The 12,062-nt window shown below is 61.9% G+C and carries 10 protein-coding genes and 1 tRNA gene; 10 read left to right on the top strand and 1 reads right to left on the bottom strand.

Going from position 1 to position 12,062, the window contains the following annotated elements; all coding sequences use genetic code 11:
* The first annotated feature begins 127 nt into the window (after window positions 1-127).
* The 3 genes from ACEG18_RS06095 (at window position 128) to ACEG18_RS06085 (ending at window position 5,336) form a co-directional block, all read left to right on the top strand.
* Window positions 128-721, top strand: coding sequence for a DUF2798 domain-containing protein (locus ACEG18_RS06095; protein ID WP_372541747.1), 594 nt, complete (start codon window positions 128-130; stop codon window positions 719-721).
* A 188-nt stretch (window positions 722-909) separates the two neighbouring features.
* Window positions 910-3,552, top strand: coding sequence for an ATP-dependent Clp protease ATP-binding subunit (locus ACEG18_RS06090; protein WP_372541746.1), 2,643 nt, complete (start codon window positions 910-912; stop codon window positions 3,550-3,552).
* Between the two features lie 326 nt (window positions 3,553-3,878).
* Entirely contained in the window at window positions 3,879-5,336 is a 1,458-nt protein-coding gene (locus tag ACEG18_RS06085) for an aminoacyl-histidine dipeptidase (RefSeq protein ID WP_372541744.1), read from the top strand.
* A gap of 80 nt (window positions 5,337-5,416) precedes the next feature.
* Here the strand turns inward: ACEG18_RS06085 and ACEG18_RS06080 are convergent, their stop codons facing one another.
* Window positions 5,417-5,995, bottom strand: coding sequence for a manganese efflux pump MntP (locus ACEG18_RS06080; RefSeq protein WP_372541742.1), 579 nt, complete (start codon window positions 5,993-5,995; stop codon window positions 5,417-5,419).
* Window positions 5,996-6,242: 247 nt separating this feature from the next.
* On the opposite strand from ACEG18_RS06080, the gene disA reads away from it, so the two are divergent.
* The 7 genes from disA to ACEG18_RS06045 all read left to right on the top strand — a co-directional run bounded on the left by disA (window position 6,243) and on the right by ACEG18_RS06045 (window position 12,053).
* On the top strand, window positions 6,243-7,283 hold the full coding sequence (disA, locus tag ACEG18_RS06075; RefSeq protein WP_006234973.1) for a DNA integrity scanning diadenylate cyclase DisA: 1,041 nt from the start codon (window positions 6,243-6,245) through the stop codon (window positions 7,281-7,283).
* The gene (gene ispD / locus ACEG18_RS06070; RefSeq protein WP_372541740.1) at window positions 7,283-8,011 is read left to right on the top strand and encodes a 2-C-methyl-D-erythritol 4-phosphate cytidylyltransferase; all 729 of its coding nucleotides are present in this window, start codon (window positions 7,283-7,285) and stop codon (window positions 8,009-8,011) included. Before disA ends, ispD begins: the two co-directional genes overlap by 1 nt.
* Complete coding sequence (gene ispF, locus ACEG18_RS06065; protein WP_006234975.1) at window positions 8,001-8,495, top strand: 2-C-methyl-D-erythritol 2,4-cyclodiphosphate synthase; 495 nt, start codon at window positions 8,001-8,003, stop codon at window positions 8,493-8,495. Before ispD ends, ispF begins: the two co-directional genes overlap by 11 nt.
* A gap of 3 nt (window positions 8,496-8,498) precedes the next feature.
* Window positions 8,499-9,965: a cysteine--tRNA ligase gene (cysS, locus tag ACEG18_RS06060; RefSeq protein WP_372541738.1), complete on the top strand. Its 1,467-nt coding sequence runs from the start codon at window positions 8,499-8,501 to the stop codon at window positions 9,963-9,965.
* A 187-nt stretch (window positions 9,966-10,152) separates the two neighbouring features.
* Complete coding sequence (gene rlmB / locus ACEG18_RS06055; RefSeq protein ID WP_372541736.1) at window positions 10,153-11,073, top strand: 23S rRNA (guanosine(2251)-2'-O)-methyltransferase RlmB; 921 nt, start codon at window positions 10,153-10,155, stop codon at window positions 11,071-11,073.
* Between the two features lie 3 nt (window positions 11,074-11,076).
* Window positions 11,077-11,754, top strand: a complete 678-nt coding sequence (locus tag ACEG18_RS06050; RefSeq protein ID WP_006234978.1) for an NYN domain-containing protein — start codon at window positions 11,077-11,079, stop codon at window positions 11,752-11,754.
* A gap of 224 nt (window positions 11,755-11,978) precedes the next feature.
* Window positions 11,979-12,053, top strand: a tRNA-Thr gene (locus ACEG18_RS06045).
* Window positions 12,054-12,062: the final 9 nt, after the last annotated feature.

Here is a 12,062-nt window from a genome sequence, read left to right as displayed (position 1 = left end):
CCACCACATAAGTAGTCGCAGACGCACGTGCCACGGGCGGGCGAGATGAAGTCCCAACAGCTCCATCTTGCCCGCCCGTTTTTGTTGCGTGGTACCGCGGCGTAACACAGAAAGGATTTTGCCCTTTATGCCTATCAACAAACGAGAGAGCCTGCTGTTCACCTTTATCATGTGCTTTTGCATGGTGCTTTGGATGAGCATCTACAACGTTGCCCTGCAGCATGGGGCCATCAACGGCGAGGTTGTTGCCGCCGCGTGGCTCGGCTTCCCCGTTGCCTACGTTTTTGCCATGTGCTGCGACTGGTTTGTTGCCAGCCCCCTTGCCAAGGGTTTCGCCTTTAAATTCCTGGTCACGCCGGGCAAGAGCTCGCCGCTTGCCATGACGCTCGCCGTCAGCTCCTGCATGGTCGTTCCTATGGTCATCATCATGTCGCTCTACGGTGCGTGCGAGGGCCTATTCCACATGCCCGGCGGCCCGCTCGCCAACCTGCAGCTGCTGCCGATGATGTGGCTCGTTAACATTCCGCGCAACTTTATCATGGCCCTGCCCTGGAACCTGCTGGTGGCCGGTCCGGTTGCTCGCTTTGTCTTCCGCCGCGCCTTCCCCATGGGAACCGTCTTTGAAGAGCCGCACATGGAGCTCGTGCGCATGCCGGGCGCTCCCGTTGCCGATGCCGTCAATGACGTTGCCGAGAGCATGGACGCCGAGCCCGCCTGCTAGACAGCAGCTCAAAACCAAACCGCCAAACGGACCCGAGCAATTCCTTTTTTGTAGACGTTGTCGCGCGGCTACGGGCGGGAAAGGTCCCAACGGTTAACATATACTCCATATGGGTAAAGAGACCAAAGCGCTGCCGCGGGGCGGCGCTTTGCGTTTGAAAAAAACTAGCTCGTCTAAGAGGAACTAGCATGTTAGACCGTTTTACCGATCGCGCGCGCAAGGTCATGTCCATGGCCAAGCAAGAAGCGCTCGATCTTCACTCAAATAAGGTGGGTACCGAGCACCTGCTGCTCGCACTCGCTAAGGAGGACGAGGGCATTGCCGCCGAGGCACTGCGTTCGCTCGACATCTCCTACGATGACATCATGGATACTCTCAAAGAGGTCCAGACCACGGTTCCCGAGCCCAGTGAGGAGACCGAGGCTGCCAAGCTCGCCTTTACGCCGCTCGTCATTAGCGTGATGGAGCGTTCATTCCGCGTGGCGCGTGAGAACAACCAGACCTACGTGTCGACCGAGCACTTGCTGATCGGCATCGTCGAAGAGGGCAACGGCATGGCCATGGACATCCTCATGCGCCTGGGCGTGTCGTCCGCCTCCATCAAAAAGGCTATCGAGAAACTCACCGCCAAGGACCAGGATAAGAAGCGTCCGCTCGCTGGCGCCGGTGCTGGTCGTCCCGGTACGGGCCTGCCGTTCTTTAGCGGCTCGGATGCCTCCCAGCAAAAGGGGAGCGGTACCGATACACTTAAGCAGTTCGCGACCAACCTTACGCAGAAGGCGCGCGACGGCGAACTCGATCCGGTGATCGGCCGCGAAAAGGAAGTCCAGCGTATGATGGAAATTCTTTCGCGCCGCACCAAGAACAACCCGCTCATCCTGGGCGATCCCGGCGTGGGCAAGACGGCCATCGTCGAGGGTCTGGCCCAGCAGATCGCCGCCGGCAACGTGCCCGAGAACCTCATGAACCAGAATATCTGGACGCTCGACCTGCCGGGTCTCGTTGCGGGCGCCAAGTATCGCGGTGAGTTCGAGGAGCGCCTCAAGAACGTGATCCAGGAGGCAACCGAGGCCGACGACGTCATCCTGTTTATCGATGAGATGCACACCATCATCGGTGCCGGTTCCGCCGAAGGCTCCATCGACGCGAGCTCCATGCTCAAGCCGGTGCTCGCGCGCGGTGCTTTCCAGATCATCGGTGCCACCACGGCCGAGGAGTTCCGCAAGTACCTCACCAAGGACCCGGCCTTCGAGCGCCGCTTCCAGACCATCGATGTCGAGGAGCCGAGCGTCGAGGATACGGTCAAGATCCTGACCGCGCTCAAGCCGCGCTACGAGGAGCACCACCACGTACGCTATACACAGGGTGCCATCGAGGCCGCCGCGAACCTCTCCAACCGCTACATCCAGGATCGCTTCCTGCCCGATAAGGCCATCGACCTCATCGACGAGGCCGGCGCCCGCGCTCGCATCGCCGCGAATCGCGCGCCCGAGCCGGTGCGCGAGGCCGAGCATCGCATCGAGGAGCTCAAGGCCGCCGCGCAGGAGGCCACCGAGAGCGACGACATGAACAAGGCCGCCGAGATCACCGAGCAGCAGAAGGCTGCCGAGATTGAACTCGCCGAGGCCAAGGCTGCCTGGACCGCCGAGCTCGACGCCAGCCCACTCACCATCGATGTGAGTCAGATCGCCGACATCGTGTCCGTGACTTCGGGCGTGCCGGTGTCCTCGCTTACCGAGAGCGAGAGCCGTCGCCTGCTGCAGGCCGAAAGCGTGCTCAAGACGCGCATCATCGGTCAGGATGAGGCTGTCGAGGCCGTTGCCAAGGCCGTGCGCCGCAGCCGCTCGCCGCTCAAGGACCCGCGTCGCCCCGGCGGCAGCTTTATCTTCCTGGGTCCCACCGGCACGGGCAAGACCGAGCTTGCCAAGACGCTCGCCGAGTATCTCTTTGGCAGCAAGGACGCGCTCATCAGCTTCGACATGTCCGAGTTCGGTAGCGAGTTCGAGGTCTCCAAGCTCATCGGCAGCCCTCCGGGTTACGTCGGTCACGACGAGGGCGGCCAGCTCACCAAGGCCGTTCGTCGCCACCCGTACTCGGTCGTGCTGTTCGACGAGATCGAGAAGGCGCACCCCGATATCTTCAACATCCTGCTGCAGGTGCTGGAGGAGGGCCGCCTGACCGATAGCCAGGGCAAGACGGTCGACTTCCGCAATACCGTGATCATCATGACGTCCAACGTGGGCGCCCGCGAGATCGCACAGGATGCGAGCGTTGGCTTTGGCACCACCGGCGAGCAGGGCCTCACCTCGAGTGAGATCCGCGGCCGCGCGATGGGCGAGCTCAAGCGCCTGTTCCGCCCCGAGCTGCTCAACCGCATCGATGACATCGTGGTGTTCCAGAAGCTCTCGGGCGAGAATCTCACCAAGATCGCGCACCTGCTGGTGGACGACCTGCGTCAGCGTTTGATTGCCAACGGCATGAACATCAAGCTCACCGATGCGGCCTATGACAAGATCGTGGCCGAGGGCACCGACCTCACCAACGGTGCGCGTCCGCTGCGCCGTGCTATTCAAAAGCTCATCGAGGACCCGCTGTCCGAGGAGCTGCTGGCCGGCGAGTGGGGCGAGGGCGATACCGTCCTGTGCGACGTGGCCGATGGCAAGTTTGTCTTTAGCCACGGCACGGGCGAGATCCCGGCACCGCGTCCGGCGGGCACGCTCGGTGGTGATACCGCCCCGGCGGCACCGCACACTGGCAACGCCGCGCCCGTGAGCGGCGGCGTGACCTCGGGCCCCGGCGGCATGATGCAAGCCGGCTCTGGCGCGCTGTAGGGCGTAACAAAACCTTGTGTCCACGAGGGCGTTCCAAAGGAGCGCCCTTTTTTCTGTTGAAAAGGGCCCTTCGTTCAAAGTAAATCTCATTAAACATACTAATGGCGTATGCATAAACGTTGATCAAGCGTTGAGGTTGGTTGAAGGGTCCAATGTCCCTTCGGCGCGGCCCGTCTAACCTGCTTTATCATAATAAAGTGGCGTCTCCCCACCGTTAGCCGATGATGCAAGGGCGCTCGGCGTTTTCGACTGGTTTATGCACGCAAAGTCTGGGAATATACAAGTCGCATGTCTTACTGTCTAACCAGTTGCGCCAAGGAGGCACCATGGATTACAAGATCACCGGCTATGAGCCCGCCCAGCTGTTCCATTTCTTTGAGGAGGTCAGCGCGATCCCCCGTGGGTCTGGCAACGAGAAGGGCATCAGCGATTTCTTGGTTGCGTTTGCCAAGGAGCGCGGCCTCGATGTGTACCAGGACGACGTCTACAACGTCATCATTCGCAAGCCCGCTTCTGCCGGCGCCGAGAATGCCCCGACCGTGATGCTGCAGGGCCACATCGACATGGTGTGCGACAAGCTGGGCTCTGTTGAGCACGACTTTACGACCGATGGTATCGACCTGGTCGTCAAGGACGGCGTCCTCACCGCTAACGGCACCACCCTGGGCGCCGACAACGGCATTGCTGTCGCTCTGATGCTTACTGTGCTCAACGACGATTCGATTGCTCACCCCGCCCTCGAGTGCGTATTCACCACCGACGAGGAGACTGGCCTGGTCGGCGCCGAGACGCTCGACAAGTCCCAGATTAGCGCCCGCACCATGATTAACCTTGACTCCGAGGAAGAGGGCGTTGCCACCGTCAGCTGCGCCGGCGGCGTCGTCGTTACCTACACCTGCCCGATCGCGCGCGAGCACAAGACCGGCAGCACCCTTACGCTCGAGATCTCCGGCCTGCTGGGTGGTCACTCCGGTTCCGACATCAACCTGGAGCGCGGCAACGGCAACCTCATCATGGCCCGTATCATCGACCGCCTGATGGTCGCCGGCGAGCCCGCCATCGTCAGCTTTAACGGCGGCACTAAGGACAACGCCATCAACCGTGAGTGCAAGGCTGTTCTGGTCTACGCCGACCACGCCGCCGCCGAGGCCGCGGCCCAGATCGCAAAGGGCATCATCGCCGACGTCGCCGCCGAGCTCGAGGTCTTCGACCCCGGCTTTACCTGCACCGTCGAGATTGCCGATGACGCCGAGGTCGAGGCCATGGACCAGAAGTCCGCGCTTGCCCTCATCCGCGCCCTGCGTCTTGCCCCTAACGGCGTGATTCGCCGCAACGTCGCCACCGACGGCTCCGTCGAGGTTTCCTCCAACATCGGTGTGGTCGCCACCTCCGATAACGAGGTCAAGATCATGCTGTCCCCGCGCTCCTCGATCACCTCGCTGCAGAACGAGTTCAAGGACCGCCTCCAGACGCTGGCCGATGTCTTGGGCTTCGACGCCAAGTTCGAGTTCGAGTATCCCGGCTGGAGCTATGCCGAGCATTCGCCGGTCCGCGACGTCTTTGTCGAGAGCTATCGCGAGCTCTTTGGCTCTGAGCTGCGCATCGAGTCCATTCACGCCGGCCTTGAGTGCGGCCTGTTTGCCGAGGCCCTGCACGGCCTGGACGCCATCGCCGTGGGCCCGACGCTCTCCGATGTCCACACCCCGGACGAGAGCATGGAGCTCGCTTCTGCCGAGCGCTTCTACGAGCTGCTCATCGACGTCCTCAAGCGCCTCGCTGCGTAAAGGTCGCCTTGGTTAAGCCGCTCTAAAACGGCTGGCTATAAAAACGGCCGCCTGGCGTAATGCCGGGCGGCCGTTATTCGTTACAGTGCGAGGATCCCAAGGTGCTCAAGCAAGATCTTAAGCCCGATGAGGACGAGTACGACGCCACCCACGATGGTGGCGGGTTTTTCGTAGCGCGCGCCAAAGGTGTGGCCGATCGCTACGCCGGCGACGGAGAAGATAAACGTTGTGACGCCGATAAGCGATACGGCGGGCACGATGTCGACCGAGAGCGCGGCAAATGAGATGCCCACGGCGAGCGCGTCGATTGAGGTGGCGATGGCGAGGATCAGGTATTCGCCCAGGTCAATCTTTTCGGCATCCTTGCCGTCGCCTTCATCCTCGTCCTCGGTAAAGGCCTCCCACAGCATTTTGCCGCCGATGAAGGCCAAAAGGATAAAGGCGATCCAATGGTCGATGGGTCCGATGATGCCCATGAATTGACTGCCGAGCGCCCATCCGATTACGGGCATGCCGGCCTGAAAGCCGCCAAAGAACAGGCCGAGCACCACGGCGACTTTAAGGTTGATCTTTTTCATGCCGAGGCCCTTGCAGATGGAAACGGCAAAGGCGTCCATCGAAAGGCCAACGGCGAGCAACACGAGCTCTGCGAGCCCCATAGTCTGGCTCCCTCTCTGCGGGCGGGCCCGATTACACGACTACTCCCTCATTTATATGAGACTCGATGCTACCACATGGGTGGTCAAAAGATCCCGTCCCAAATGAGCTACCTAAGCTGTGTTCGCTCATTCTGTAAGCATCGGATTTTGCGGGCGTCACAGAGGCAAACCGTGAGAAACTTATTGACGTTTATGGAGCGTATACGATGGGAGCGATGCCTTGGATAAGAACGAGCTGCAAAAGCGTATGGAACAGGCCATCCGCCTGACGGCACCTGGCCAGCCGATCCGCACCGCCCTCGACATGATCATTGCTGGTCACCTGGGCGCTCTTATCTGCGTCGGCGACACCGAAAACGTGCTCGCTGCTGGTAACGACGGCTTCCCGCTCAACATTTCGTTTACCTCGAACCGCCTGTTCGAGCTTTCCAAGATGGACGGCGCCATCGTTATCGATGGCGACCTCACTCAGATCCTGCGCGCCAACTTCCATCTCAATCCCGATCCCTCGCTCGCCACGAGCGAGACAGGCATGCGTCACCGCACCGCCGCTCGTATGTCGGTGCTCACCGACGCCATCGTGATCTCGGTCTCGGCCCGTCGTGCCGTCGTCAACGTGTACGTTCACGGCAAGAGCTACGAGATCCAGCCCGTCACCACCATCATGAGCTCGGTCAACCAGCTCGTCGCCACGCTCCAGACTACCCGTCAGTCGCTCGATCGCTCCTTGCTGCGCCTGACGGCCCTTGAGCTCGACGACTACGTCACGCTCGCCGACATCACCGGCATCTTCTCGAGCTTCGAGATCATGCAGCAGGCAAAGACCGAGCTTAAGGATTGCATTGTCAAGCTGGGTAACCAGGGCAAGCTCGTGCAGATGCAGCTCGAGCAGCTCGCGGGCTCCAGCATGGATACCGAATACGACTTGATGATCCGCGACTACGCAAGCGATTCCTCTGAGGCCAACGCCGAGAAGATTCGCGCCGAGCTCGCTCGCATGACGCCTAAGGACCTGTCCGACCCGCAGCATGTGGCGGCGGTTCTGGGTTACGACGACCTGGACGAGGACTCCGTCATGACACCACTGGGCCTGCGCACGCTTTCGCGCGTGTCCGTCGTGCGCGACGGCGTGGCCGAGAAGATCGTCGACGAGTATGGCTCGCTGCAGGAGCTCATGGACGACATCAGCGAGGATCCAGAGCGCTTGGGCGACTTTGGCGTCAACAACCCTGCCATTCTTGCGGACTCCCTGTACCGCATGAAGGGCACCAAACAGGGGAACGCATAATGGTGCCCGTATGCGCCGTGGTCGTTGCCGGTGGCAGCGGCCAGCGCTTTGGTAACCCCGGTGGCAAGCAGCTCGTCAATGTAGCGGGCCGTCCGCTTATGAGCTGGTCCATCCGCGCGTTTGACCGTAGCGATAAGGTCGGCCACATCGTCGTGGTTTGCCCTGCCGAGCGTCGTGCCGAGATGCGCCGCCTGGCCATCGACCCGTTTGACTATGACACGCCCATCAGCTTTGCCGATGCCGGCGATACCCGTCAGGATTCTACCCGTGCCGGCGTGCATGCGGTTCCGGCGGGCTTTGAATACGTCGCCATTCACGATGGCGCCCGTCCGCTCATTACGACCGAGGCCATCGACCACGCTATCGACGTGCTCGTGAGCGACCGTGCCCTCGACGGTGTCGTGTGCGGCCAGCCCGCGATCGACACGCTCAAGATCGTCGATGGCGACAATATCGTCGAGACGCCGCCGCGTGAGCTCTACTGGGCAGCGCAGACGCCGCAGATCTTTAGCGTCGATGCTATGAAGCGCGCCCATGCTGCAGCCATTGCCGAGGGCTTTATCGGCACCGATGATTCGTCGCTGGTCGAGCGCATGGGTGGGCGCGTCCGCTGCGTCCAGAGCCCGCGCGATAACCTTAAGGTGACGGTGCCCGAGGACCTGCGTCCCGTAACCGCGATTCTGCTTGGCCGCATGGCCGAGGGAGAGGACCTTCCCCATGTTCAGTAACCTGCGCATTGGCCATGGCTACGACGTTCACCGTCTGGTGGAGGGGCGTCGATGTATCATCGGCGGTGTCGACATTCCCTACGAGCGCGGCCTGCTGGGCCACTCGGATGCCGATGTGCTCGCGCACGCCTTGGCCGACGCCATTCTGGGCGCCTGCCGCGGGGGAGACATCGGCAAGCTATTCCCCGACACCGATCCCGCCTATGAGGGCGCCGACTCGATGGTGCTGCTCGCTCGCGTGATGGACTATGCGCGCGAGCTGGGCTTCGAGTTTGTCGATGCCGATTGCACCATTGCCTGTCAGCAACCCAAGATCACCCCGCACCGCGATGCCATGCGCGCCAACCTTGCCCATGCCCTGGGCGTTGACGTCGAAAACGTGGGCGTCGCCGCCACTACGACCGAAAAGCTCGGTTGGGAAGGCCAGGGCGAGGGAATCGGCGCCTGGGCCGTCTGCCTGCTACAGAAAACCGTTAAGGAGTAACGAATGCGTATCTACAACAGCGCTACCCATAAAAAGGAAGAGTTCCAGCCCATCGAGTCCGGCAAGGTCCGCATGTACGTGTGCGGCCCCACGGTCTACGACAACATCCACATCGGCAATGCCCGCACGTTCATCAGCTTTGACGTGATTCGTCGCTGGCTCATCGTGAGCGGCTACGAGGTCACGTTCGCCCAGAACCTCACCGATGTCGATGACAAGATCATCAAGCGCGCCAACGAGCAGGGCCGCACGGCCGCCGAGGTCGCGACGGAGTTCTCCGATAAGTTCATCGGCGTCATGCGCGCCGCCAACGTGCTCGACCCGGATGTGCGTCCCCGCGCCACCAAGGAGATCGGCCCCATGATCGCCATGATCAAGACGCTTATCGAGCAGGGCCACGCTTACGCAGCCGATAACGGCGATGTGTACTTTGCCGTGCGCAGCGATCCCAACTATGGTCAGGTCTCGGGCCGCAACATCGACGACCTTATGGTTGGCGCGCGCATCGAGGAGAACGAGGATAAGAACGACCCGCTCGACTTTGCCCTGTGGAAGGCTGCCAAGCCCGGCGAGCCCAGCTGGCCGAGCCCCTGGGGCGAGGGCCGCCCCGGTTGGCACACCGAGTGCGCTGCCATGGTGCATCGCTACCTGGGCACTCCGATCGACATCCACGGCGGTGGCTCCGACCTTGCCTTCCCGCATCACGAGAACGAGTGCGCCCAGGCCACCTGCGCCTGGCACCAGGGCTTCTCCAACACCTGGATGCACACGGGCATGCTGCTGGTAGACGGCGAGAAGATGTCCAAGTCGATCGGCAACTTCTTTACGCTGGCCGAGGTCCTCGAGCAGCACTCCGCTGCCGCCCTGCGCCTGTTGATGCTGCAGACGAGCTATCGCTCGCCGCTTGACTTCTCTTGGGAGCGCCTAGATGGTGCCGAGAACTCGCTCACACGCATTGCCGGTACGGTCGAGAACCTGCGCTGGGCCGCGAACCATGCGACGGCCGATGCCGATGAGGCAGCATCCGAGGCGTTTGCCGCTAAGGCCGCCGAGGCCCGTGCCGCCTTTAAGGAGTGCATGGACGACGACTTTAACACTGCCGGTGCCATGGGTGCTGTCTTTGGCTTTGTGACCGAGTGCAACCAGTACCTGGAGCAGGCGGGCGATGCTGCCGACAAGGCCGCTGCGCTTGCTGCCGCCGATACGCTGGTTGAGCTGCTCGACACATTTGGCGTTGAGCTCCCCGAGCCCAAGGTCGAGCTGCCGCTGGGTCTGCTGGGCGTTGCCGCCGGCCTGGTCGCCTACACGGGCGACGACGTGGACGAGGCCGCTGCCAAGATTCTCGAGGCCCGCGCCGAGGCCCGCGCCGCCAAGAACTGGGATCTGGCAGACGCCATCCGCGACCAGCTCAAGGACCTGGGCCTGACGATCGAGGATACTGCCGCCGGCACCCGTATTAAGACTCTCTAATCCCCGCGGGTTTCCCAAGCACCCGACCTTGCCGTTCAAACCGTCGCTCGCGTACTCAAGTACGCGTCGCTCCTCTTTCACGGCAATCTCGGGCACTTGGAAAACCCGTACCGACCGCTTGAGCTATTCGTCTTAAGCGGTCGCTTCTTTTGTCTTGTTTGAAAAATTTTTTAAAGGAGGCCGTTTTATGGCCGACAATCGCAAGCGTGCACCGCGTGGAGGTAAGCAAGCTGCTTCTGGCTCGCGTCCGATTCGCCGCAATGACCGCGCTGTCGCTTCCAAGGGCCAGTGCGAGCGCTCCCAAGCCCAGGCTGCGCGTCCGCAGCGAGATCGCAACCGCGACAACATTCAGGTCCCCAAGGGCGAGTTTATCGAAGGTCGCCGTGCTGCCGCCGAGGCCCTGCGCACCGGCTTTCCCGTCAAGTGCGCGCTCATCGCCGAGGGCGGGGAGCGCGATGCTGCCTTGTCGCGCCTGGTCGACGACCTCAACGCCGCGGGTGTCCGCATTAAGTATGTGCCGCGCGCGCAGCTCGATGCGCTGTCGAGCCATGGCGCTCACCAGGGCATCGCGCTCGAGGTTGGCAACTTCCCCTATGCCGATGTCGTCGATATTCTCGACCGCGCGGGTGACGGACCGGCGCTCGTCGTCGTGCTCGACCATGTGACCGACGACGGCAACTTTGGCGCCATCGTGCGCTCTGCCGAGGTCGTGGGCGCGGCGGGCGTCATCATTGCAAACAAGCGCGCCGCCGGTGTGACCGTCGGCAGCTACAAGACCTCTGCCGGCGCTGTCATGCACCTGCCCATCGCGCAGGTTCCCAACATTGCCCGAGCGCTCGATGACCTCAAGGCCGCTGGCTTTTGGGTGGGCGGCGCCTCCGAGCACGCCGAGGGCAGCTGCTGGGATGCTCCCTTCGAGGGCCGCGTGGCGCTCGTCATGGGCTCCGAGGGCGACGGCATCTCGCGTCTGGTGCTTGAGAAATGCGACTTTTTGACCAAGCTTCCCCAGCGCGGCATGACCGAGAGTCTCAATGTGGCCCAGGCGACCACCGCGCTGTGCTTTGAGTGGCTGCGCCGCAATGCCGGCGAGCTCATGGGGGAGGAGTAGCGCATGTCCAAGAAGAACCGCGCCAAGTCCAAGGCCAAGCGCTTTGGCGAGGGCTCGGCCAAGCCGATCGTTTCGGCCGCGACCTATGGCGTGGGCGGCAATGCGTTTGCGCAGGCCATCGCTGACCCGGTCTCGACGGTGCACTCCAACAAGCCCGAGCTTTTGGTGGTCGACGGCTACAACGTGATTCACTGCACGCCGCGCTACGAAAAGCTCGTCTACGACCATTCCGACGATCCATATTCCAGCGACGTCCACGATATGGCGCGCACCGCGCTCATCAACGATGTTGCGGCGTTTGCCCAGGGCCGTTACGAGGCCGTGATCGTGTTCGACGGTGCGGGCAATATCTCCAGCGAGCGCCCCAACCTGCCGGCCCGTGGCGTGCGTATCGAGTTTTCGCCGACGGGCGTCTCCGCCGATACCGTGGTGCAGAAGCTCTGCATCGAGGCGCGCGAGGAAGGCCGCGCGTGCTCCGTGGTGTCGAGCGACGGCACGATCCAGGCCGTCGTCATGGGCAAGGGCGTCACGCGCATCTCGAGCCGCATGCTGGTGGACGAGATCAAACAGATCGATAACGACGTTCACGAGGCAGAGGAAGCTCCGCAGATCAAGATGACTCTGGGCAGTCGCCTGAGCCCCGATGCCCTGGCCAAGCTCAAGGCCCTTCGCGGGAGGTAGGTAGACCTTCAATGGGGCTGCTTTCTCGGTTGACCAACCAACTGGTTTGTAATCAGTGGGTTGCAGGTCGGTCTCGCCAAAATGAATAGTTTTTTGTTTTGGCGAACAGATAAAACTTATTCGTTCTGGCGAATAGTTTTGAGATGTGGTCGGGTGAAGGGTCTGTTGCGCCTCGTCCGCAATTCCTTTATTCTTAACAGGCTTCGCGCGAAAGCGCCAAGTGTGCCAGTGTGGCGCAACGGTAGCGCAACTGATTTGTAATCAGTGGGTTGCAGGTTCGATTCCTGTCACTGGCTCCATGAGAGTTT

Source organism: Collinsella aerofaciens (assembly GCF_041537385.1).
GTDB lineage: Bacteria > Actinomycetota > Coriobacteriia > Coriobacteriales > Coriobacteriaceae > Collinsella > Collinsella aerofaciens_BV.
The sequence above is the reverse complement of the archived record's forward strand: the minus strand, read 5'-3'. Positions and strand labels throughout refer to the sequence as shown.